Raw genomic sequence first — 24,266 nt, 5'->3', positions numbered from 1 at the left:
TAAATGAAATTCAATAAGCCTTTTGCTGGGCTAAGTTTGACTGTGCTAAGTGCCGCAATAATCGTTGCGGTGCTTGGCTCAGCCTACCGAGGCCCGGAAAGTTTCAATTCAAAGCCAGCAACCCATGCTGGCTTTTCAGATGTAAAACGCCCGCGCGAAGCCTGGGTTTTACGCTCGGTGCTCGATTCGAGACCACGGATTCTCAGCATTGCATTGCACGATAATCTTTGGCTAGCCTATAACACGAAAACTGCCGCTTTATACAAAGCATGGAACGGAAGAATCGATTTCAGCGGACCGGTTTACACCTCTTCACACGGCCCGCAGCCCGTTTCCATCGGAACCACTTACATGGAGGAGCCGGACGAAAATCCGTGGCGCATCACTGCAGATGGCAAAGAAATCACGCCGGAGATCAGTTACAAAGGTCACACCGTGCTGGAAAATCAGGTAACATTGAAATATGACCTGGATTATCAGGGCAAGAAGATTTCAGTTGAAGAAAGACCTGAGTTTTTTGATGCCGGAAATGGAAAAGCGGGTTTTGAACGCGTATTCACTGTTGCCAATGCTCCTGCGGGCGCTCAGGTAACATTGAATCTACACTTGAATTCGCTGACTGCTGCAACAGATTACAAAACCGACGGCAAGTTTTCCGTGACCAATGAGCGTGACGAAACTGCTGGAAACAAAGCCTTCAAAGCCGTTGATGGAAAACTGGTTTTGAACAACAATGGCAAAACAACATTGTCAGTCAACCTAACCGAAAAACCTGCGCAGCCGCAATCCGCTCAGCAGGAAAGCAAGGCGGATATGGTTGCCGGGCTTTTTGCAAAAAGCGACTGTAACACGTGCCATAACCAGGAAGTCAAAACCGTTGGACCAGCTTACAAAGCCATTGCCGAACGCTACGATAATAATGATAAAAACAAGAATGCGCTCGTTACCAAAGTAATCAAAGGTGGTGCAGGCAATTGGGGACAAATCGCTATGTCGCCGCACCCGGATTTGAAAAAAGAGGACGCAGAAACAATGGTTTCCTACATTCTGGAATTGGACGCAGACAAGGAAAGAGCGCAGGCGGCAAACAAATTAATGCCGAAGCCAGCGTATCCGATTGTTCTTAAATCCATCGCTCCCGCAACAGTCGCTTCGGCAAATGAGAAACCGAGCGCGGCCCGACCTGCCGAGGCCCGACCCGGCATCGCGGTGAACATTTACCAATTCGCCAGCGGCATCGGCAGTGTTCCGGAAGTTAATGATGAAATGTTGCCCGTTAAATCCGGCTCGATCAATGCGTTGCATTTGGATGACAAAGATTTTGGTGATCTGAAAGACAACTTTGCCATTTACGCAAGTGGTTTTATCAACATTAAAAAAACGACCAACATTGTTTTCAGACTCGTATGCGACGATGGCGGAAAGCTTTTTATCGATAACCAAATGGTGATCGATAACGGCGTTAACCACGGATTGCAACCGACGGATGGCGAGATCATTTTGAAGCCAGGCAAACATCCTTTCCGCGTTGAGTATTATCAGGGCGCATTTGGCAAAGGACTTTCTTTGCAATGGCGGCCATATGGCAGTAAGGAGTTTGTAGTGGTTCCGCCAAGTGTTTTCACTTACAAAGGTGCCGATATTAAAAAGACCGGCGAAACACCCGTTGACGTTAAGAAAGAAGATGTTCCGGGAGATAAGTCGCCGCTCGTTGCCGTGCATCCAAGCTTTACATTGGCACAGGCAAGGCCGGATAATTTCCAGCCCAGAGTAGGCGGAATGGATTTTCTGACTGATGGCAGAATGGTTGTCAGCACGTGGGATTCATTGGGCTCCGTTTACATTGTCGACGGCCGCAAAGCAACAACGCCGAATGACATTAAGGTAAAACGCATTGCATACGGTCTGGCCGAGCCGCTGGGCTTGAAAGTGGTGGATGATGAAATTTACATCATGCAAAAACAGGAACTGACCAAGCTGGTCGACCTGAACAAAGATGAGCTCATTGACGAATATCAGACCATTTGCAACGGCTGGAAAGTCTCTGCCAACTTCCACGAATTCGCATTCGGGCTGGTGTACAAAGACGGCTATTTCTACGGAACATTGGCAACTGCCATTAACCCCGGTGGAGCGAGCACCAAACCACAGATCCCGGACCGTGGAAAAGTGGTTAAAATCTCTAAAAAGGACGGCTCATTCACATTCGTAGCATCCGGATTAAGGACACCAAATGGCATTGGGCTGGGCGTAGATGATGAGATTTTTATTGCCGATAACCAGGGTGATTGGCTGCCGGCCAACAAGATCATTCATTTGCAGGAAGGCGCATGGTACGGTTCACGTTCGGTGGATTTTGAAGGAACTGCAAATCGCAAAGAAACGCCTCCGGTAGTATGGCTTACTCAGGACGAGATCGGTAATTCACCCAGCCAGCCTGCAAAGCTGAATGTAGGTCCCTATCAAAATCAAATGATCCACGGCGACGTGACGCATGGCGGTATTAAACGGGTGTTTGCCGAGAAAGTAAACGGTGCTTACCAGGGCGCTGTGTTTCGGTTCACACAGGGATTGGAAGCGGGCGTTAACCGCCTGGTCTGGAGCCCGGATGGCTCGCTTTACATAGGCGGCGTGGGCTCTACCGGGAACTGGGGACATACAGGCAAGCTGGGTTACGGTTTGCAAAAATTGACTTTCAACAATAAAGTTGCATTTGAAATGCTGGCGGTCAGAGCCAAATCCGACGGTGTTGAAATTGAATTTACAGAACCATTAAAGGAAGGCGCTGGTGAAGCTGCATCCGATTATGAAATCCGTCAATGGTGGTTTAAGCCCACTGCGGATTATGGTGGCCCAAAGCTGGATGAAGAAAATCTGGCTGTAAAATCAGTGCAAGTCTCTGCTGACCGGAAGAAAGTAACATTGCAACTGGCCGGCATGAAAAGCAAACACATCGTTTACATTCACCTGAACGGCAAAACCGTCACGAGCAGGAACGGCAACAAACTTTGGAGCACCGAAGCTTGGTATAATATGAACGAAATCCCCAAAAGTCTTTAATCATTATGACCAGACTTCATGTAAATTTGACGGGCATTTCAATGCTATCTGCTTTCAAAGTTAATAGGCAGCGTATACCTGGTGGTCACTTTTTTGCCTTTTTTCACCGCCGGATCCCAGCCGCCACTCGTTTTCTTTATCATTTCCATGATTTGCCTATCTACATTTTTAGCAACACCCCTGTCAAGCGAATAGTCGCTAAGTTTTCCGTTTTCATGCACGATAAAGGAAACCAGGAGTTTGCCCTTTGGAATCCCGTTCGCGGGGTTCAATGTAGGGAAGATATCAACATGCTGGTTCAATAGTTTCACAAACTCATTGGGCCCTCCTCGGAACTTCGGCGGGATCGCGTCTATCGTGTATTCCGTCGGCTGTTCTCCGGGATTTCTCACACCTTTCATTAATATTCCATCCTGGTAATCTTCTTCGTAAACCAGATTATTGATAGAATGCCTGCCAATCCAATGACCCGTTTTTAAACCATTTACAACCGGCCCCTCTTCATAAACCATCTCCCCGTCATAAACTCCCGCCTGAATTCTGGCCGTTCCGGAACCTTCTTTTACCAGAATGGTTCCGTCCATATCCCAGTTTTCGATCACTGAAACCTTGTTTTTATGATCCAGCAGAATTACGTTTCCAAGCTGCCCGTTTTCGTACCAGCTGGTAATCTGCGTAAGGCTGTCTGCGGAGATCTTTTCTTCCCGTAACATTCCGCTCCTGAAAAAAGACTTGCTTACCGATGGTAGTTTCCCACTTCCCGGGTAGGCAACAAACGACAGAAGCCGGCCGTCCGCCTGGGTTATTATCTCTTCGGAAGGACTTTCCCAATTACCCATATTGGCAGAAATACGATAAGCTTGCACGGAATCCAGCTTAATCACACCAGTTAGTTTTACCCAAATTTCATCCTTCTGAAATGGAAAGGTTTTCACCGTTTTCCACTCTCCACCTCTTTTCTCCTGAAACAGAATATCCGCCCGTACATCCCCGTAACGGTCAACAGGAATTACATTTCTGAATTTGAATTTTTTGTCGTCGGAAACCATTATGTGATTTCTGTCAAAATATTCAATCATTGCACTTTGCGTGCTGTCATAGGAAGGGATGGGTGCCGTCCGGAAAACAACGGGGTATACCACAGCCTGCCGTACCGGCTGACCTTTCACGAGGGCAGGTTTCCAGGCTTTATATAGGCTCATCACGCGTAATGCCTCAATATCACACAAGCTATCCAGCGACCGCGCAACTCCAAGCCCTGTCATAGTTCCGTCTGTTTCCACAACACCTTTGATCAGAACCCGCGAATTAAGTCCTTTTGCGGCAGCATGTACGGGAATTCTCAGGTTGGCCGCAACAAACCGATTGAATAGTCCCAGCCCGCCAGCGGGCTCCGCAACTTTTTCTACCTCATTGACCTGGTAAATTGTTTGTGAAAACGTAGAAAAACTGATGAGACAAAACAGCGTTACTAAACCTTTCATTTGCTAATTTCTTGACTATACGAGGATAAAAATAAAAAATTCCGGCAGCGCAAGCTACAAAAAGTGTTCATACATCGGATATCCATGTTCCCTTGCGAACAGGCAAGATAGCCAGTCAAGCGCTCAGATCCCTGTGTAAAATGCGGACCGCAAATACCGGGTGGTCGAGCGCCAATGGCTGTGTAAACAATTAAGCATTAATAAACAGCTGCCTGAATTCCAGTGGCGATTGCTGGGTTTTATTCTTGAAAAACTTATTAAAACTCTGCGAATGCTCAAAACCAAGTTCGTAACCAATTGCACTGACAGTCAAATCGGTGGTGGATAACCTCTCCTTGGCTTTCACTACGAGCTTTTCGTGGATATATTGCTGTGCGTTCCGACCGATCAGCGAGCGTAGCATATCGCTTAAATATCCGGAAGAAACATTCAGTTGTTCCGATAAATACTGCACAGTTGGCAATCCCCTGTCGAGTGCCTTTTGGTTGTTGAGATAGTCATTGATGACACATTCGGTTTTTTCCAAAATAGTGGTACAGGAAGCTCTGCGGGTTACAAACTGACGTTTATAAAAACGGCTGGCATAGCTCAATAATAATTCAACCTGGGCAACAACGATCTCCTGGCTGAATTCATCGACACGGCTGTTCAGCTCCCGCTCAATAATTTGATAAACCGACAAAACGATGCCCTTTTCCTGATCAGATAAGTGTAAAGCCTCGTTTACCGAATACGAAAAATAACTGTACTGTTTTATCTTTTGTGCCAAAGGATATCCCAATAGAAAATCAGGATGTATCAGTAACACATAAGACTCTCCGCCCTCGTGATATTCCGTTGCGCCAACCAGTTGCTGAGGCGCCATAAACATCATACTTCCTTCTTCATAATCGTAATAACTCTGCCCATATTTCAGCCTGCCGCTATTTTGCACATTGAATGTCACTTTATAAAAATCCAATACATCGTAAGCAGGTGCTTTGGCGGGATTAAATGAATTGTTTTCATCAAAATGCGTAAGGCTTATTAAGGGGTGCTGCGGCTTCGGCAATCCAAAAGCCTGATGTATAGCTGAAATCGAATGGAACCGGAGATGACCTGATTTTTTCATTCTTTGCGTTTAAACGTGAAAAACAAAATCTGTGGCAAATTCATCGCCACAGATCCGATTTCTCACAATAAATATTTTTACCAGGGATAAACCTCCTGATTAGGTCCTGTAAATAGTGCCGTTGGTCCGTCTTCTTCCAAGGCCACCCGGATGGGCTCAAGAGAACCTACTTCCACCGAATCCGTTCCCTGAAAATTATTCAGGGCCGTTGCTGTAAAGCCGGGACTCACCGCACTTACCTTGATACCGCTCTTTTCCAGTTCATTAGCAAAGGCCACGGTCACTGCATTCAGAGCTGTTTTGGATGCACCATAAATCAGTTCAAAGTGCGGGGCATAAGGATTTTCCGGATCGCGGGCCAGCGCAAGCGAGGCTAACCCGCTGGATACGTTCACGATACGTGGCGACATGGCCTTCCGAAGCAGCGGCAAGAATATTTGCGTGACGACTACGACGCCAAAAACATTCGTTTCCCATACTGTTCGCATTTCGTCTACGGAGCTAATGCTCGGACGGTTGCTGGCCATAATTTCTTCCAAAGTCCTTCCCGGACTTCCTGCATGCGAAACGGCCGCATTGTTCACAAGCAAATCTATTTTGCCAAAGTCTTGCTGAACCGCTGCAGCAGCATTCTCAACAGAATTCTTGTCCGTAACATCTATTTGAATGGCCTTGGCTTTGTAGCCGATCTTTTCGGCAGCATCTAAGCCATTTTGTAAGTTACGTGACCCAACATAAACGATATAGCCATTCTCGGCGAGGGCCTTGGCAATCTGAAATCCTACTCCCTGATTGGCACCCGTAACCAATGCTACTTTATTTTCCTGTGCTTCCATCATTGTTTACTTTTAAGTTTTGAGGAAGCAAATTTCGGGCTCCGCAAAGCCAAGGTTGTAGCCAAATCAAGCCGATTTGTAGCCAGAACGAGGGTTTTTAAAAAGCACCAACCGTCGGCAACAGTACGCAACAACTCCGCCCGGTAAGATACATTGCAATGCCTGTAAGATATCCGGGCACTTCCCCGAGGATTTATATAAATTGCTTTTTTTAACAAAACAACATTTCCGAATGGCACATACTACCTCCAACCCACAGATTCACGAAGGCCGTAACACTTATGAATGAATTTGATGCTCCGTCAACGTCTTTGATAAAAGATGTTGTGCAAATTTTGCAGCTAGCCCGGCAAAAAGTTTATAGCGCAGTAAACAGTGAAATGGTAATTGCCTACTGGAAAATGGGAAGGCGTATAGTGCAGGAAGAGCAGCATGGGGAGCAAAAAGCAGCTTATGGCGAGGCGATACTAAAAACACTTTCCATTGCGCTCACGACCGAATTAGGCAAGGGCTTTTCCTATGCGAATATCAGAAATTTCAGGCAGTTTTATCTTACTTACCCTGATGAGGCAATTTGCTACGCGGTGTGTAGCAAATTATCATGGAGCCATAACCGATTGATAATGCGGATAGAAAGTCCGGAAGCAAGGGCCTATTACCTCAATGAGTGTGCTGATCAAATGTGGAGCACACGAACATTGGAGCGCAATATTAATTCCTCTTACTATCAGCGATTGCTTTCGTCTCAAAAGCAAAATACTCATCTGACAAATAATGAAAAATCTGAAATGCTCTCAGCAAATGAATTCATTAAAGATCCCTATGTTTTTGAATTTTTGAATATTCCCGAACCAATAAGTGCATTGGAGCAAGATATTGAAAAAGCGTTAATCGGAAATTTACAACAATTCTTACTCGAACTGGGAAAAGGATTTTCGTTTGTAGGAAGACAATTCAGGATCGGTACGGAAACAAGTCATTTTTACATTGATCTGGTTTTTTACAATTATCTTCTTAAATGCTTTGTTCTCTTTGATTTAAAAACGGGCAAGCTGACACACCAGGATACCGGGCAAATGGATATGTACATCCGCATGTTCGATGATCTGAAAAAGCAAGATGATGACAATCCCACGATTGGAATCATTCTTTGTACTGAAAAAGATGAAACTGTTGTAAAGTATAGTATTTTGAGTGATAGTAAGCAGCTCTTTGCTACTAAGTACATGCTTTATCTGCCAACAGAGGACGAGTTGATTGCGGAGATCGAGCGAGAGAAGCGAGCTATTGAAACGCAATTGCTAACATCTTCACAGAAATCAGGTACTTGAAACACAAAAATGCCGTTCCGGAAATCCGAAACGGCATTTTTGTGGAGATGCAGGGAGTTGAACCCGGCACCTATCCTTATTTGCTTTTATCAAGACTTTTTACATGTTCCGCATGCGCTTTGATCACCGGTAAGGTCTTGTCGATGAAAGCTTTTAACTCTGCATCTTTTACTTCTTTCTGCGCATCTTCAAAAAGTTTCACTGTCTTATCATGATCTTTTTTCATCTGCGATATGTATGCTTTGTCAAAATCGCTGCCGCTTTTGCCACCCAGGTCAGCTGCTGCCTTTTGTTTTTCTTCATTTGGCGCCGAAGGCAATGTGATATTTTTGCTCGATGCCAGTGTTTTCAACTCATCATTCGCTTTTGAATGGTCTGTCACCATTTGTTTTGCAAATGCTTTCACTTTCGGATCCGTGGCTTTTTCTTCGGCGATTTTGCTCAATGCCACTTCTGCCATTCCGCCATTTGCGGCTTCTACTGCAAACTCGGCGTCGTCGTCGGCGACTGCGGATGCCGAATCAGTGGAAGCGCTGTCGTCTAATGCCTCATTGGTACTGTCGGCAAACTCAGTTGTGTCAGTTGTTTCAGTCGATTTCGACCCGCAGCTCCATAACATGGCTACGGTTGCGAGTGTTAAGAATGTTGATGCAATTTTCATTGGTATTCATTGTTTAAGTGGTGATAAAATTCATGATGCCGGATAATTCCGGCACAGCTCGAAAATGTATCAAAAAGCGTACCTGTTGGCGTAAGTTATTCCCCTAAATCCAATGAGCTCCATAGAATTCCGTTTTTTGCTAAACATTTATAAAAAATGTGCAACGCTATTGACGAGTTTATTTGTCTGTGTTTAAGGCGATGAAGCCAATTTCTAAACTAATCTTTCCATGAAGAAACTGTTATTCTCCGCACTGATTTTGTCCTTTGCGCTTTTTGCCAGCTCCTGCACCGATGAAACTGTCGAAAAAGAGGAAGTGACCGCAGAAGAGTTTGATAAAGAAAAGTTTTACAGTCAACTCGGTACGGTACCTTTTTACATATCGAAAGCTTACCGGGTTGTTGGCCAAGACACCATCAACGTGCTCGCAGATTCACTTATGATTTTATACCGTGACGCTGTTTATGTGACATTCTGGGCTGGCAGTGGGTCGAAAGATGTGGGTTATGTAAACTTTTACAGCGGTTCTGTCTGGACAAACTCACCATTTGCGCCTCCTGCACGTGCTTTTGGCACAAATATGAAGTTTTCGAGACCCACCAGCATGACGTTTAACTGGGACGACACCAAAAAGACCGTAGTAATTACTTCTTCGGGATCAGATGAAGCATTCCGCCTCGTGCCTCCGGGAAAAAGTGCCTACCTCGACACCAGCCGCTTTCATTACAATTATGACTTCGAGGCTGCGAAAGCCGGAGCAGACCAGAGTATGACCTGGATTTTTGATGATTACACCATCGTGATGAAACCAATGTACATCTTTTACAGACATCCGGACAGCGCGTCCTGGGAAAGAGGCATTGTGGTATTTTAAATAGAAAGGCTTACGAGTAGAAGTCCGATATCGAATGCTAGATCTGATATCTACCCGCGCTGACGGAATAATGCGGGTGAAATGCCGGTGTATTTGCGAAATTGTTTGCAAAGGTGGCTCTCATCGGTGTACCCGAATTCGTCCGCTATTTCCGTCAGTGTATGCTTACTGTAAAGCAACCGCGATTCGATAATCCTGACTTTATACCTGATAATGTACTGTTTGAGCGATTCGCCGGTGTGCCTTTTGAAAAACAAGCTGATGTAAGCCGGTGCATAATTGAATCGCATCGCCAGATGCCCTATCGTAAGACTTTCGGGTTGGAAAATGTGCTGACGAATGTACATTAAAATTGCCTCCACAGAATATTTTCGGGCATCATCGGCCGGCGAATGGTTGAAAAGGTTCCGCGCAAGAACCAGCAGCATACTCCGCAAAATGCTATCGCGCACCATGTCAAAATAAGCAGATTTTTCATTCGCGCATTCCGCCTCCAGTACAGCCAGCAAATGCCGCAACTTTTGTTTTTCCTGCTTATCAGTCACAATGGAATTTGAACTTTGCGATGAAGTGCTGAGCAATGTCCTGATGATCGGCTGCCAGGCCGCTTCCTGCTGCTGCTTTTCAACAGACTCATTGAAGCGCACAAAACAGAATTCTGTGGTCTCGCTGATCTCAAAATGGTGGAAATCCTCTGGCCCCAGCAGGAACACATCGTCGCTTGCATATGCGTAAGCATGTCCGTTGATATGGTGCACCCCACTCCCATTTAAAATAAAAATGATCTCAAAATACGTGTGCTTGTGCACGGAATGCTGCCACACATCGGCCTCAAAATGATAAATGCTGAACGGCTCGTGAAGTATATATCTTTTCATGAAATAAGATCTTAATGTAAATCTACCGACAGATGATGGATTTATACAAAAGCCGGTGTTTCCTCATTCCTATTTTTGTAAAAGAAAACAGAATACGGCACTTTAAATCTGAATCGCATATGAGATTGACAATTTTACTTTTGGCTGCATTATTGAGCATTTGTATACTGCCTTCCATGCAAAATAAGGAAGAATGGGTCGTGCTTCTGGATAAGGACCTGAGTCAATGGGAGAATTATCTCAGCTATAAACATAAAGACAACTATAATGGAAAAATACCAACGGACGCGGCCGGTAAGGAAATAGCGCCCGTTGGATATAACAAGGACAAGGGTCAGGTTTTTAAAATGCTCGACGAGCCGGGCGGCCCGGTTTTACGCATTAGCGGAGAGACTTACGGATGCGTTTTTACCAAACAATCTTACAAAAACTATCACCTCAGATTACAGGTCAAATGGGGAGCAAACAAATACGAACCCCGAAAAACAAAACTACGCGACTCAGGTATTTTGTATCATTCCACCGGCGAAGCGGGCGCCGAATACTGGCGTACGTGGATGATGTCGCAGGAATTCCAGATCATGGAGGGGCATATGGGGGATTACTGGTGCCAGGCCAGCTCCGCAATTGATATCCGCTCATTTCCATCGGAAGGTGTGATGAACCGCGTCGCTGATGAAAGCCAGCCTTTTGGTACATTCAAATCAGGAAGTGATTATTTCTGTATGCGCTCCGGCAACTTTGAAAAACCGGATAATGAATGGAATACATTGGAATTAATCTGTTTTGAGGGACAAAGTCTGCATATTGTAAACGGGCATGTGGTGATGGTTTTGAAAAACTCACGTTACATTAAACCCGGCGGCGAAGAAGTGCCGATGACCAGCGGCAAGATCCAGCTGCAAAGCGAAGCCGCCGAAGTTTTTTATCGCGACGTGCGCATCAAACAGCTCAGCGCGCTGCCCGCCCAGTATCAAAAGTATTTTTTGTAAGTGAAAAGTTAACGCCCCTGCTCATCACCAGTTTCCTGCCTTTCTTAACAACCAAAACATCCTTCACCTGGCTTTCGCCTGGTAGGAAAAGCTTCATCGTCGTGCTCGCACTATTCACACTAAAACCGACCAGTTCAATATTTTTCCAATCAATCTGATCCGTAGACTGCGCCACTTTTACGTGCGGCAACACAACTCCTTCGCGAACTAACATGACCACTTCCAGCTCGCCAGCGGCGATATCATGCCAGCCGCCTTCATACACTTTGCGTGTTTGGTAATCTACCCATTTTCCCTTTGGCAAATACACCTGCCGGCTTTTGGTGTTTTCAAAAAATGGGGCAACCAGAATGTCCGATCCCAACATATATTCATTATCCACCATCCACGCGCCCGGATCGTCCGGGAATTCAACCAGCAATGCGCGCACCATTGGAAGCCCTTTTTCAGACGCAAGTTTGGACTGGGTGTAGATGTAGGGCATGAGCTTGTATTTCAGCTCAACCGCTTTTCGGAAATAATTTTGAAAGTCTTCCCCGTATTCCCATGGTTCTTTGGGCGCTTGTCCGTGCGTGCGTGTGTGGGAGCTGAGCAGGCCCATGAGCAACCATCGGCGATAAAGATCTTCCGGCGTTTTCATGGTAAAACCGCCTATATCATGGCTCCAAAATGTAAAACCGGAAAGTCCAAGTGACAATCCGCCACGGAGTTGCGCTTCCATTCCCTTATTCGTTGTCTCGGCATCGCCGCCCCAATGAATCGGATAACGCTGACTTCCTGCCCAGGTGCTCCTTGCCCAGATAATGTTGTCACCGGTCAATTTTTTTGTCAGTTCCGAAACGATCTTGTTGTAACGCAATGGATAAAGGTTATGCTCATAAAAGCCCGTACGACCGGACGCATATACGCCGGACAGTGGCGCTGCTTCACCGAAATCAACTTTAATCGCGCCCACACCCAGTTTCAGTAGTCCGGAGATTTTATCTTCATACCATTTGATTGTGTTGGGATTGGAAAAATCAAGCACAGCATCTTCATATGGAATGGTCCCGTTTGCATTCTTCACGGCCAGGCCTTTGCCCACAATCTCCGGATACAATGTGTTTTTTGGAACAAAATAAGGCAACTGCCACAGCGACGTGCGGAAACCCTGTTTTTTAAGATCGGCGATCATGCCTTCCGGATTTTTAAAACGACTTGGCGCGAAGTTGTAGTCACAACGCCAGTCGGTTTCAAACCAGCCCGTATCAAAATGTATCACGTCGGAAGGAATGCGGTTTTCGCGCAGTTTGGCGGCAACATTACGCCCATCTTGTTCTGAAAAGTAGGTTATACGGCTCATCCACAAACCAAATGACCATAGCGGCGGCATGGACGCTTTTCCGGTCAGGTTTGTGTATTCATCTAAAATGTCTTTCGGTTGACCCAAAAACACGAATAGGTCCAGGTTCTCGTCGCCAATCTGCATGGCATTGGATTCTCCGTAGGTCGCCCCAAAATCGCATGTAATCGGCGAAGTTGTGTGCATAAACACGCCATAACCCCGCGAACTCATGTAAAATGGAATGGGCTTGTACATGGTTTGCGTCTGAACACCATTCGGATCGTGCGTCCACAGAACCACCTTTTGCCCATTCTTGTCCAGCCTCGTGAATGACTCTCCGCAGCCAAAAATCTTCTCATCCGGCGAAATAGAAAACACCGCTGCAACACTCCGCGAGTAATCCGAAGCGCGGCGAACAAATGAGAACGGCAAAGTCGGCGTGTAGGAAGATCTCCCATCCGCCTGACCCCGCGTTTGTGTAAGCACCTTCCCATTCGCATCCCTAATTAATATCTTCCACGGATTTTCATAAATCGTAACAGATCCGTGGACATTCGTGTATTCGTGACCACCATTGATTTTTTTATACTCCCAGGAATCATCCTTCACAGGCTCCTTCACAAGCATTAAAGAAGGCTCTCCGGCAGCACCCTGAGCACCCGTATTCGCGCGGATGCGGACTGTACGAGGCGAAGTAAATTCAACCGAAAACGGCAAAACAGGATCCTGAGCGTATTCAATGGAAGGAAATTCGTTGCTATAAGACCGCTTATAGCTCAGCATGGAGTTATCAAAATTATGTGCAGAAAATGGCTCGTGCCGCTTCCATTTGATTTTCCCAATGCCGGTCGCAGGATCGAATGCAGCCAGACTATCCGCAAAAAACAAGGTGTTGGAAAAATCCCTGAAATCTCCGCTGATGTCAACAGGTTCGTTCACGAGCTTGCTCTGCTGGGCAGTGGCCTGAGAACCGATGAAGAGCAGGCTAAGCATTATTAATAGGGTAAATGCTTTTCGTAAATTAATTAAGATAACCATAATGGAATGCAATGTAATGCCCGTAAGTAAATAAGCAGGGCGCCCGGCAAACGAATGCCTGGCGCCCTGTCCATAGTGAATAATGTAATTTCCGACATGCTATTTTTTCACAATCCGGAAATTGTCAACACTCCCGTTAAATGACGCAATTGCAACGTCCGGCGTGCCGAATGATACTTTCAAATCGCTTACTTTGGATACGTCAGCGATAGTGCCGCCTGCTGCGCTTTTAAACTCCGAAAGCTCGATGACAGCAGTTCTCCAACCAGTGGTTTGATAACCGGTTGACGTAAATTCAGTGGAATTCCAGGGCTGGAATGCATAAGTGTATTCCGTGCCGCCTGCTGTGATGGTGATGTCGTATTTACCCGCTTTCCAAGGTTCTGCAATGTTGTGCTCGAACTTGAATTGTCTTTCCGCCGCCGGTCCTGCCGCCAGCTTGAAATCAAAATTGCAAGTGGCGAAAACCCATGCATCGGCATAGCCGGTTGCAGGCAACTTGGTTTGTTTGATCCTTGAATATTTACCTGAAATAGCACCCGGATCGGTTGCAGGCAAAATCGCAGCCGCTCCATAGCACACATCAGAACCCCAGGTTGTTGCAGGAACATCGAAATTGATCATATGCCCTTCCGTACCATTCACTTTGAATGCTGTTTTGACTGTGCCAAACTCTCCTTCCACTGTAACAACATCTGAAATTGCAGTAACGGGCATTTTGGCCGTGATCTGCTTTACAGTCGTGCTCAGGATCTGCAAGTTGGTTGCGCCTACTTTTACGGATTTAATGTTGTAAAAATAATCACCCTGAATCACGAGCGTGCCTCCAGGCTTTACAAACTCAGAGTACAATCCGGTTAAAACTGGCATCGGAGCCGATAATACGAAATCATAAGTCGTTTCCCCACCTTTGGTTTGCACCTTGATCTTGTTGGAAACGCCCGCATCCACCGCCTTCGTAGGCGCATTGGCTGGGATGGTCACGATCAGATTGGAGTTGCTGCCCAATGCTGCATTGAATGTCGCTTCGAAATCATTGAAATACACTTTCATCACACTGCCCAGGTTCTGGCCCTGGATCACGATCAGCGTGCCGGGTTCCGCTGCATTCAGCGAACTGTCGGCTTTGGTAGGATCGAGCAGGCGGACGTTGGTGATCGACGGTGCGCCGTCCACATCATCCTCATTACAGCTCTGGAACGTAAGCAGCATTCCTGCCGCCAGACACAATCCCAGCGCTGTGTTATATATATTTTTGAAGTTCATTTTGTCGTCAGAGTTTGGGTTAATCTACTAGTTTACTGAAATCAAACGGAACCGGTTCGTTTTTCAAAGAAGGCGCATTGACAAGCTCTCCCTCAGGAAATGGCAGGTAAAGCGTGTTTTCCGACAACGGATAATACTCAGCCGGCGAATACGTTACCGTGTATTTTTTCGGATTGGTAGAACCAGGCACATAAGTCATTGTATAGTTTTCCCTGCGTTGTGCAGCCGTGTAAGCGATTGCTTTGGCAGGATTGAAATAATACCAGCGAACGACCTCATTCCAGGAGTTACCCTCAAACACGGTTTCAATTCTTCTTTCTTTGAAAATATCCTCGAAAGTCAGCGACGTTTTAGCAGGCATGCCAGCTCGTTTACGCACTGCATTGAAATATTCCAATGCTTTTGCATCATTGGTTGTAGCCGCATTTCCCAAAACCGCATCTGCATAAATCAGGTAAACCTCTGCCAGACGCAGCATATAGGAATTGATATTGGCAGCCATAAATCCACCCAAACCACCATTATCTGCTGGTGAGCCAACAATGTATTTCTTGATAGCCGACAGTGCTGCTGGCCTGTTGTATTTCAAACCGCCGGTTGCTTTTTGAATGTTTGGATAAACATCGCTATCAAACATGGCGATTGACTTTCTGCGCAGTGAATCCGCTGGATTTTCGGTAAAATATTTTACTAAATCCGCCGACAAACCTTGCGCCGCGCCCCAGCCGTCACCCGTTGTGGTAATGTTGGCATCGTATGCAAAATATGCCTGGAATGAATTGTTAACACCCCACGGACTGCTAACCGGCATCCATTGCAGTGAAAACAAGCTTTCCGGATTGTTTTTGGAAGAGTTGTTATTGGCACTTTCAAAAAGCTCCCCGTAAGTCGGAGCCAAGGTCCGGCCGCTTTTGGTGATCACGTCTTCTGCATAAAACTTCGCACTATCCAGATCAGACTGGTTACGCGTTCCATTCTGGTTCAAACCGGCGCGCATCAGATACATTCTGGCCAGCATTCCTTCGGCTGAATATTTTGTCAAACGGCCTTGTTCTGCTGTTAATGGTAGGTTTTCTGCTGCAAAGCGGTAATCCTGGATCAACAGTTTCCAAACATCTTCAACACGGTTACGAACCGGCGGCGTGTTCAGCTGCGCAACGTTGTCATATACGATCGGCACAGCGCCCCAGTTAGTCACCAAGTAATAATAAGCGGTTGCACGCATGAAACGGCATTCACCCAGTCCCTGCGACTTTACAGCAGCAGAAGCCGTGCTCCCCGTCGCTTCTTTTATCGCCTTGTAAGCATTGTTGCTTTGCGCGATAATTTTATAAAATGATTTATAACCCGGCAAAAGCGTGTTCACATCCGTCGACGGGATCGCATGCTTCACATAAGCCGTGCGGTCATTGGAATTCAGGTTTCCGGCGCGGGCTTCCTGAAAAGACATATTGGCCTTATCATTGAAATCGAACCACACAATGTTGTAAAGCGGCGCCGTTCCGGCAAGGATTTCGGCATCGGTTTTATAAAAATTACCCGAAGTAAGTGCGTCCAGCGGCGGGCGGTCGAGGAAATCCTCGCCACATCCCTGCATGAGCATCATTGCGCTGATAGCCGCTAAGAGTTTGATTTTGAATTGCATATAAAAAGCTCTTTTGAAATTAAAATTGAATCGATTAGAAATCAGCTGTCAAACCGAAGGAATACATACGAACCGATGGATAACGGCCTGTGTCCACACCTGCCATCACGGTTCCGCCATAATTCACCATTCCGATCTCAGGATCATATCCTTTGTATTTGGTGATGGTAAACAGGTTTTGCGCACCCACCGAAGCCTTCAAACCGCGGATGAAAAGATCTTTCATCAGTGATTTTGGGAAGTTGTAGCTCAATGTGATGTTTTTCAAACGCACGTAGCTGCCGTCTTCAATGAAGTTGGTGCTCATCCGGTTGTTCCCATTCGGGTCACCCGGTGCGATCCGTGGGATCACATGGCCTGGGTTGGTAAGCGTCACCGTTTCTGCGTCACCGACTGCATAGCTGCTCGGGCGTGCATAGTTGGCCACCGATTTCCACTGATTTCCAAATACGCCACCATTGCCCGGTACTTCTGCACGGTAACGTGGGTAATTCAGGATATCATTCTTGAAACTTCCGGTCAGGAATGCATTCAGCTCGAAGTTTTTGTAGGTCATATTGTTATTGAAACCCAATGTGAACTTCGGCCATGGATTACCGATCACGGTGCGGTCTTCTGCATCAATGACGCCGTCGCCGTTCAGATCCTTGAATTTCGTATCGCCTACCCAGCTGCCTGTCAGCGGGTTGATGGTTAATTCATTGTTTGAAGTCTGGATGGCGTGGTTCTTAATGTCGTTGGCATCCTGATAAAGTCCCTCAGCCACGTAGCCCGTAAGCATACTCGCAGGTTGTCCCACTTCCGTTTTGAAACCAACCGAAGTTGCATTCCAGATCGGTGTGATCGGGTTCAAAAGCGAGGTTACTTTGTTGCGGTCGAATGAAAGGTTCACACCCGTTCTCCAGTAAAATCCGCCTTTATCAATGTTGACCGTGTTCAGCGTAAAGCCCACACCGCGGTTTTTCATAGAACCCGCATTTACAGCCGGCCAGCTCAGATATCCCGGTGAGTAAGCAATGTCACCGCCGTAAGTAAATGGATAAGAGTTCACCGTGATCAGGCTCGTAATGTTCTTGATATAAGCATCCACGATCAGCTCTACGCGGTTGCTGAACATGTGCAGGTCCAAACCTCCGTTAAGGACGTCATCTTTTTCCCAGGTAAGGAATTCATTGGCAAAGTTGGAAGCCAAGAATCCTGTCCCCCAGCCCGTCGGAACGGTTTGCAATGTTGAATAAATGGCATTACCGCCACTTCCCTGGTTACCCGAGCGACCGATCTCAAATCTTAGTTTCAAATCGTTGATAGCACTGACACTTTTCAGGAAAGGCTCTTCCGAAACGCGCCATGCAACAGAAACGGCCGGGAAGTTGCCCCAGCGACGTCCATCACGGAATGCCGAAGAACCGTCCATCCGGTAAGTTCCCTGCACAATGTAGCGCTCCATAAAGCTGTAATTCACACGTGCAAAATACGATTCACGTGATCCTGCGCCTTTGCCACTGTTGTTGCTAACATTGGAAATAACCGATGCATCGCCACCTGAAAGTTCTTCAATCGTGTTGGTAATGAACTTCTTGCGCTGAGCAGTAAGTGACTCATAAGTGAATGCCTGCGCCTCGTGGCCAGCCATAATGTTCACGTCGTGTTTGCCTAGTTTCAGATCATAGGTCAAACGGCTGTGCAAGCTCCACCAGTTATTGGTGTTCACCGAACGCACCGAAGTTGCTGCATCCTGCGAAACCACATATCCGCCGATTGTATAAGACGGGTGGAACGAGTAATATTTCAAAAACTCAGCACTCCCGTTCACTTCTGTGTGCCAGGTAAGGTTTTTCAACAGCTTTACGTCTGCGAAAAGACTTCCCAGGATCGACGTCCGGCGGTTGTAATCGTTGTAGATTTTAGAGATCATCACCGGGTTTGTAAACTGGAACTGCGTGGAAACAGGTCCGCCCCAGCTTCCGTCCGGATTGGTTACGGGCACACTTGGATTTTGGTCCAATGCAAGCTGGATAATGCCTCCATTGTTTGTATTAACCTTTTCTTCTGTAATACCAACGCTCAGATTCGCACCGATTTTCAGCCAGTTACGCGTCTGGTTTTCGAGGTTCAAACGACCGTTATAGCGCTTAAAACCAGAACCTTCTACAATCCCTTTTTGATTAAAATATTCACCTGAAAGATAATAAGTCGATTTCTCCGTGCCTCCGCTTAGCCCCACAGAATATTTCTGCAATGTAGTCGGGCGGAAAAGTGCGCTCTGCCAGTTTGTTCCTTCTCCCAAAACCGATGGATCAGCAAATTGCGGTTCCGTAGCAGTGCTTCCCACAGCCGCCGCTTCGTTCCGGAACTGCGCATATTCACGCAGGTTCATCACATCAATGTGCTTAGGCTCCGATTGTAATGTTAGCAGCGAGTTGAAAGTAATTTTCGCTTCGCCCGCCTTACCGCGTTTGGTGGTGATCATCACAACCCCGTTCGCTCCCACCGCACCGTAAATCGCTGTAGCAGAAGGACCTTGCAAAACGTTGATCGTTTCAATGTCGTCCGGGTTAATGCTCGAAAGAATGTTGGAAAAACCCGTTGGACGGTTGTTCGGATCATCCTTCATGTTATCCGGCTTGATCTGCACCCCGTCGATCACATATAATGGCTGCGTCGTGCCCGTCAGCGAGCTCAGACCGCGTATCAAAACCGAAGGCGCTGCTCCCGGCTGACCCGAGTTTTGCTGCACCATTACGTTGGCCGCACGTCCTTGCAAACCTTGTTCAAGCGAAGTATTAATGGTTTTGCTGAGATCTTTTCCTGAAACGGTCACCTGTGAGCTGGATACATCCGTTTTCTTCATTTCGCCATATCCTACCACCACCACTTCGTCCAGCGCAGCAACGTTTTCCTGCAACCTGATATCGATTTTCGTTTTGTTTCCTACTGGAATTTCCTGCGTCACATAGCCAATAAAGGAAATCACCAGTGTATTTCCCGAAGCCGCCTCAATCGAAAACTCCCCCGCAGTATTCGTAGTTGTTCCGTTAGAGGTTCCCTTCACGACCACGCTTGCGCCTGGAATTCCGTCGTCTCCATCCGCAGAAACCACCGTCCCGGTTACTGTTTTTTTCGCATCGCCCTGCGCAAAGACACCCAGCCCGGCGCCCATGATCCCCAATGTTAAAAGAAGAGGTCGTAGCAACCCGGCGAGGAACTGACTTACCCGCCTTGTTTCGTACAAATTTTGTTGCATGTTGTTTGGTTTTATAAAGTGACTATTTGTTAACCTCCGATTTAGATTTTTCCAATACGCCTGGCTGACGCACCGGATTTGGTATAAATCGAATGAATAGTTGGACAAATGTGCCTTTAAAAAACAATCAGCAGGGGATCCAAATGTTTACAAATAGGGGTTCATTTGTAAACTTTCGCAAAAAATCACCCTATTTTTTCGCCTGTGAGTGCATTTGGAGGAAGATTTTGTAAAAAGAAGATTGAGCAAGTAATGAGCAGTTACATGCCAAGCTTATGTTCGTATCAGAATGTTCTTTTGTATTATTCCTGGCCAAGATGCTCTTTGCGATATGCTGTGGGAAGCATATTATATTCTTCTTTGAAGAGTTTGGCGAAATATTTGGGGTTGTTGAAACCTATCTGATACGCAATTTCGGAGATCGATAGCTGGCTTTTTTCGAGCAGACTTGCACCCCTCCGGATCCTGATAATGCGGATGAATTCGATGGGTGTTTTGCCTGTCAGCGAAAGGATTTTTTTGTACAAATACATGCGGCTCATCGACATGGCGTCGCTCAGCTCCTCTACGGTAAACTCTGCATTCGGCAGGTTTTCCTCCACCACTTTTACGGCGCTGTTTACGAATTCTTCATCGAGCGAACGGATCGCGACTTCACTCGGACGAATCTCGACGTGCTGCTGAAATTGCTGCTGCAACTGCTCGCGCTGACGGATGAGGTTTGCCATCCTTACTTGCAGAATGTCGAGCCGGAAAGGTTTCGTCACGTAAGCATCTGCGCCGGTCTGGTAACCCTGCAATTGCTGCTCTTCCTCGGCGCGGGCCGTGAGCAACACCACCGGAATGTGGGAAATGCGCCGGTCGGTTTTAATAATGCGGCATAATTCGATCCCGTCCATTTCGGGCATCATCACGTCGCTCACGATCAGGTCGGGGATTTGTTCCAATGTGATTTCCAGTCCGATCTTCCCGTTGGCCGCTTCCAGAATGTCGTATTCTTTTTGAAAAACCTCTTTCAAATACACTCTGAATTCATCATTATCCTCCACGAGCAACACGAGTGGCTTGTTTTTCACCGGTTTTTCGGCCGGAAGCTCTATTTCCAAGGCAGTTTCCTCAGTTGGCGATGCTTCTGCCGCGGGCAAGGAATAAACACGCGGCGGACTTTCCAGCAATGGCAATGTGACCGTAAATGTGCTCCCCCTGCCCACTTCGCTTTCCAGTTCAATGGCGCCGCCGTGCATCCTGACAAATTCCCAGGCAATCGCAAGCCCAATGCCGCTGCCCTGGTTCATCATATTATCGGGCATCGGATGCTGGTAAAACCTTTCAAAAACCTTGGCCTGCGCCTCAGGCGGAATTCCTATCCCTGAATCCGCCACACTGATTTCCAAAGCTTCGCCCTCTTCCAGCGCTACAACGTGCAGGTTTACAGTAACCTGACCATTTTCAGGCGTGAATTTAAATGCGTTGGAAAGCAGGTTATACATGACTTTGGACAATTTATCCTGATCAAAATCGGCATAACGCGATGTTAGCTCACTTTCAAACCGGTAACGAATGTGCTTATGCTCAGACAGATCCGAGAATGTTTGTGCGATCTGGCGCAAAAACCGGACAATGTCCCCGCGCTCAGGCCGAAACTGCGTTTCCTCCACTTCCAGCTTTTTGAAATCGAGCATTTGGGTTACCAGATTAAAAAGCCGCTGCGCATTCCGGTGCACGAGCGACAGCTGCCTATGCACGGCGTGGTCCGAACGGATATTTTTCAGCAGGTTTTCCAGCGGCGTGAGCATGAGCGTGAGCGGCGTGCGGAACTCATGGCTAACATTGGTAAAAAACCGGATTTTCATCATGTCAAGCTCGTGTAACTGCTGCGCATAATGTCGCTCTTGTTCGAGTTTGAAGTTCATCCGCTCGCGCTCGATTAGGATCCAGCGTGCAGTCATCAATGCGCCAACCACAATCAGGAAATACAGAAAATAAGCCCACGGCGTACGCCAGAAAGGCGGCAGGATAACCACACGGAGGCTGCGCTCGGTGGACGCGCCGCCTTCTTTCATTTTCACTTTAAAAACATACGTCCTCGGATCGAGGTTGGTGTAAGTTACCTTGCGCGTGTTATCAGCGTCGAACCATTGTTCGTTAAAACCTTCCAATGTATACTGGTAATGGTTTTTTTCGGGATGCAGGAAATTCAGTGCGGCGAATTCAATCGTGAATACATTCTGGCTGTATTTCAACACAATGCGGTCCGTAAGCGAAATGGACTTTGCCAGGACAGCTTCACCATCGAATAGCTCTCCGGGCTGAACGCTTTTGTTGAAAATCTGGAAATCGGTGAGCATCACCTTTGTGGCGGTGCGCTCGTTTGTAATTTGTTTTGGGTCAAAAATCGAAAATCCGTTCGCACCGCCAAAAACCATTTCGCCCGATTGCAGCCGTAGCGCCGCATTTTCGTTGAACCCCCTACCCTGCAAACCATCGACCTCGTTAAAAGTACGCACCTGAATGCTTTTGGGCATGCTACCCGAACGCGTGGAAATGTTCACATTAACCAATCCTTTCGGCGTCCCAAGCCACAAGTTTTGCAAGGCATCGACAGCCACGGTGAGAATCGAATTATCCGGCAGGCCATGCCGCGTATCGTAGGCTACGAACGCGTTTTTCCGGGCATCATACAGGTTCAATCCTTCTGAAGTTCCGATCCAGATATTGCCGAAACTATCCTGCGCCAGCGAGGTTACGGCATCGCTGCTCAGGCTTGTTGGATCACCGGCTTTGTATGCATAATGTATAAAACGGCCCGTCTGCCGCATTAAAACATCGACTCCATTCGCCGTTCCGATCCAAATGTTGCCCTGCTTGTCTTCCAGCATGGCCGAAATGTAATCCGAGCTGACGGAGTTGGGCGCCAGCCTGCGATAATGGCGGAATGTCTTTTTGTTTCTATCAAATAAATCAAGGCCATCGGCGAGCGTTCCCACCCAAAGTCGTTTCTGGGAATCTTCAAAAATCTCCCACACGCGGTCGTCAATGAGGCTGGTCGAATTGGTGGGATCGTGCAGATAACGAGTGAAAGTTTTGCCGTCAAAACTGTTTAGTCCTCCGAAATAGGTCCCTATCCAAAGCACATTGCTTTTATCCAGACAAAGACTGACAATCACATTGTTACTCAAACTTTTCGGATCACCCGGAACATTCTTGTATTGCCTGAATGTGTTGTTTTTTCGATCAAAATAAACAAGACCGCCACCGTTCATGCCCAGCCAAAGATTGCCTTTCTGATCCTCTACAAACATATTGACGTCGTCGAAAGGCAGACTGCGCGGATCGCCGGGTGCATGCTGAATCAGCGAGAACTTGAAGATATTTTTATGGTAACTGCAAAACCCTTTTTTAAATGTCCCCGCCCATATCATGCCCGTCGGGTCCTTATAAAGCGCCTGAATGCTGTTCTGACTGATCGTCCTGGGATCGCCGGGATTGAAAAGCAATGTTGAAACCGTCCCGCTCTTTTTGTCCACAACATTTATGCCGCCGTGATCGGTGCCCATCCAGATGCGCCCGTCCGGGCCGGTGACCATGGAGCTCACGGTATTGTTACTAAGGCGAAAATCCTGGCCCGCAGTGTTGGCAATGCGCAGCACATTGTTTTTAAAATCAAAATAAAAAGCGCCTAATGCAGCTTTCACTACATAAACCCAGGGTTCGCCGTCATCATCCACGAAAACCTTGTGGTTGGACAAATTACCCAGGTTACGGTTTTGTAACAATGCACTTTGCACATCAATTACATTTGTTTGCGCCTGCACACGGGCGAGCAAACCGTCATCACATACCACCCAAAGATTACCCTGTGAATCCTCATCAAAATCGGAGATCAGCCGCTTAGCGGGTTCAGATGAATTTTCGGAAGGATTGAATTTGACCTTAACCAGCTTTTTGGCACTTGTTATAAATTTGACTAATCCCAGCCGGTTGTGGTTAATCCAGTAATCACCTGTGCGGGTTTTGATGATACGGCTAAAATTGGCGTCGGGCAATCCCAGCCTTTTGGCTCCCTGATCTGCATTGTGGTCAATGCGCTCAGTGATAGGGTCGTATATATCAAATCCGGTCTGTGTGTTGATCCAGATATAGCCCTGGGGATCTTCAAATATTGCATTGATGCGGTGATTAGAAATGGTGCTAGAATCGCCCTGAATGTGCTTGAAAACGCGGAACGAGTAACCATCGAACCGGTTCAGGCCATTGGCCGTGCCGATCCAGACAAAACCCTTGCTGTCTTTCAGAAAGCAGTTGACCTCATTATGGGATAATCCACGTTCGGTATTGTAGCGGGCAAACTGGTATTCATTGGATTGAGCCACGCCCCTTTCCACCCAACCCAGCACGATGGCTACGACCCAACAAATACACCAAAAGCAACTTCGCATCACACAAAAAAACGAATCTTTTTCGTCACTTCGTACACCAGATGTGCGTATCAGCAATGTCTGAAAGAAACTAACCGGGAAAA

The 24,266-nt window shown here is 46.9% G+C and carries 14 protein-coding genes; 4 read left to right on the top strand and 10 right to left on the bottom strand.

Annotated elements, in window-relative coordinates:
- Window positions 1–3 precede the first annotated feature (3 nt).
- Window positions 4–3,060: a PA14 domain-containing protein gene (locus B5X68_RS10075; protein WP_082214555.1), complete on the top strand. Its 3,057-nt coding sequence runs from the start codon at window positions 4–6 to the stop codon at window positions 3,058–3,060.
- A gap of 44 nt (window positions 3,061–3,104) precedes the next feature.
- Here the strand turns inward: B5X68_RS10075 and B5X68_RS10070 are convergent, their stop codons facing one another.
- The 3 genes from B5X68_RS10070 to B5X68_RS10060 form a co-directional block, all read right to left on the bottom strand.
- On the bottom strand, window positions 3,105–4,544 hold the full coding sequence (locus B5X68_RS10070; protein WP_082214554.1) for an energy transducer TonB: 1,440 nt from the start codon (window positions 4,542–4,544) through the stop codon (window positions 3,105–3,107).
- Between the two features lie 190 nt (window positions 4,545–4,734).
- Entirely contained in the window at window positions 4,735–5,655 is a 921-nt protein-coding gene (locus tag B5X68_RS10065) for a helix-turn-helix domain-containing protein (RefSeq protein WP_082214553.1), read from the bottom strand.
- 77 nt (window positions 5,656–5,732) lie between these two features.
- A complete protein-coding gene (locus B5X68_RS10060) occupies window positions 5,733–6,494 on the bottom strand; it encodes an SDR family NAD(P)-dependent oxidoreductase (protein WP_229208356.1) in 762 nt (253 codons plus the stop codon).
- 278 nt (window positions 6,495–6,772) lie between these two features.
- Here B5X68_RS10060 and B5X68_RS10055 point away from each other — a divergent pair, with 278 nt between their 5' ends.
- Window positions 6,773–7,822, top strand: a complete 1,050-nt coding sequence (locus B5X68_RS10055; protein WP_082214552.1) for a PDDEXK nuclease domain-containing protein — start codon at window positions 6,773–6,775, stop codon at window positions 7,820–7,822.
- 76 nt (window positions 7,823–7,898) lie between these two features.
- On the opposite strand, the gene B5X68_RS10050 is transcribed toward B5X68_RS10055, so the two are convergent.
- Window positions 7,899–8,483: a DUF4142 domain-containing protein gene (locus tag B5X68_RS10050; protein WP_082214551.1), complete on the bottom strand. Its 585-nt coding sequence runs from the start codon at window positions 8,481–8,483 to the stop codon at window positions 7,899–7,901.
- Between the two features lie 229 nt (window positions 8,484–8,712).
- Here B5X68_RS10050 and B5X68_RS10045 point away from each other — a divergent pair, with 229 nt between their 5' ends.
- On the top strand, window positions 8,713–9,357 hold the full coding sequence (locus B5X68_RS10045; RefSeq protein ID WP_082214550.1) for a hypothetical protein: 645 nt from the start codon (window positions 8,713–8,715) through the stop codon (window positions 9,355–9,357).
- Window positions 9,358–9,407: 50 nt separating this feature from the next.
- On the opposite strand, the gene B5X68_RS10040 is transcribed toward B5X68_RS10045, so the two are convergent.
- Window positions 9,408–10,235, bottom strand: a complete 828-nt coding sequence (locus tag B5X68_RS10040; RefSeq protein ID WP_082214549.1) for a helix-turn-helix domain-containing protein — start codon at window positions 10,233–10,235, stop codon at window positions 9,408–9,410.
- Between the two features lie 119 nt (window positions 10,236–10,354).
- Between B5X68_RS10040 and B5X68_RS10035 the strand changes: the two genes are divergently transcribed.
- Window positions 10,355–11,227 carry a 3-keto-disaccharide hydrolase gene (locus tag B5X68_RS10035; protein WP_082215300.1) on the top strand — a complete coding sequence of 291 codons (873 nt, stop codon included), beginning with the start codon at window positions 10,355–10,357 and terminating at the stop codon, window positions 11,225–11,227.
- Here B5X68_RS10035 and B5X68_RS10030 read toward each other — a convergent pair.
- The 5 genes from B5X68_RS10030 to B5X68_RS10010 form a co-directional block, all read right to left on the bottom strand.
- Window positions 11,187–13,544, bottom strand: coding sequence for a TIM-barrel domain-containing protein (locus tag B5X68_RS10030; RefSeq protein ID WP_229208355.1), 2,358 nt, complete (start codon window positions 13,542–13,544; stop codon window positions 11,187–11,189). The two genes, B5X68_RS10035 and B5X68_RS10030, sit on opposite strands and share 41 nt — an antisense overlap.
- Window positions 13,545–13,688: 144 nt before the next feature.
- The gene (locus B5X68_RS10025; protein ID WP_082214547.1) at window positions 13,689–14,855 is read right to left on the bottom strand and encodes a glycan-binding surface protein; all 1,167 of its coding nucleotides are present in this window, start codon (window positions 14,853–14,855) and stop codon (window positions 13,689–13,691) included.
- A 19-nt stretch (window positions 14,856–14,874) separates the two neighbouring features.
- Window positions 14,875–16,500, bottom strand: a complete 1,626-nt coding sequence (locus B5X68_RS10020) for a RagB/SusD family nutrient uptake outer membrane protein (protein ID WP_082214546.1) — start codon at window positions 16,498–16,500, stop codon at window positions 14,875–14,877.
- Window positions 16,501–16,534: 34 nt separating this feature from the next.
- Window positions 16,535–19,744 (bottom strand): SusC/RagA family TonB-linked outer membrane protein, encoded by a 3,210-nt coding sequence (locus B5X68_RS10015; protein WP_082214545.1) that lies wholly within the window; start codon window positions 19,742–19,744, stop codon window positions 16,535–16,537.
- 302 nt (window positions 19,745–20,046) lie between these two features.
- Window positions 20,047–24,183 (bottom strand): hybrid sensor histidine kinase/response regulator transcription factor, encoded by a 4,137-nt coding sequence (locus B5X68_RS10010; RefSeq protein ID WP_082214544.1) that lies wholly within the window; start codon window positions 24,181–24,183, stop codon window positions 20,047–20,049.
- Window positions 24,184–24,266 lie beyond the last annotated feature (83 nt).

Origin of the sequence: Dyadobacter psychrophilus (assembly GCF_900167945.1) — a bacterium.
Classification (GTDB): domain Bacteria; phylum Bacteroidota; class Bacteroidia; order Cytophagales; family Spirosomataceae; genus Dyadobacter; species Dyadobacter psychrophilus.
This window is presented reverse-complemented; position numbering and strand designations above follow the sequence as displayed.

Excerpts from the sequence above, each read along its gene's own strand:
- B5X68_RS10035 (WP_082215300.1), top strand. The coding sequence starts at position 10,355 with ATGAGATTGACAATTTTACTTTTGGCTGCATTATTGAGCATTTGTATA.
- B5X68_RS10075 (WP_082214555.1), top strand. The coding sequence starts at position 4 with ATGAAATTCAATAAGCCTTTTGCTGGGCTAAGTTTGACTGTGCTAAGT.
- B5X68_RS10050 (WP_082214551.1), bottom strand. The coding sequence starts at position 8,483 with ATGAAAATTGCATCAACATTCTTAACACTCGCAACCGTAGCCATGTTA.
- B5X68_RS10015 (WP_082214545.1), bottom strand. The coding sequence starts at position 19,744 with ATGCAACAAAATTTGTACGAAACAAGGCGGGTAAGTCAGTTCCTCGCC.
- B5X68_RS10065 (WP_082214553.1), bottom strand. The coding sequence starts at position 5,655 with ATGAAAAAATCAGGTCATCTCCGGTTCCATTCGATTTCAGCTATACAT.
- B5X68_RS10060 (WP_229208356.1), bottom strand. The coding sequence starts at position 6,494 with ATGATGGAAGCACAGGAAAATAAAGTAGCATTGGTTACGGGTGCCAAT.
- B5X68_RS10045 (WP_082214550.1), top strand. The coding sequence starts at position 8,713 with ATGAAGAAACTGTTATTCTCCGCACTGATTTTGTCCTTTGCGCTTTTT.
- B5X68_RS10030 (WP_229208355.1), bottom strand. The coding sequence starts at position 13,544 with ATGCTTAGCCTGCTCTTCATCGGTTCTCAGGCCACTGCCCAGCAGAGC.
- B5X68_RS10020 (WP_082214546.1), bottom strand. The coding sequence starts at position 16,500 with ATGCAATTCAAAATCAAACTCTTAGCGGCTATCAGCGCAATGATGCTC.
- B5X68_RS10010 (WP_082214544.1), bottom strand. The coding sequence starts at position 24,183 with ATGCGAAGTTGCTTTTGGTGTATTTGTTGGGTCGTAGCCATCGTGCTG.
- B5X68_RS10040 (WP_082214549.1), bottom strand. The coding sequence starts at position 10,235 with ATGAAAAGATATATACTTCACGAGCCGTTCAGCATTTATCATTTTGAG.
- B5X68_RS10025 (WP_082214547.1), bottom strand. The coding sequence starts at position 14,855 with ATGAACTTCAAAAATATATATAACACAGCGCTGGGATTGTGTCTGGCG.
- B5X68_RS10070 (WP_082214554.1), bottom strand. The coding sequence starts at position 4,544 with ATGAAAGGTTTAGTAACGCTGTTTTGTCTCATCAGTTTTTCTACGTTT.
- B5X68_RS10055 (WP_082214552.1), top strand. The coding sequence starts at position 6,773 with ATGAATGAATTTGATGCTCCGTCAACGTCTTTGATAAAAGATGTTGTG.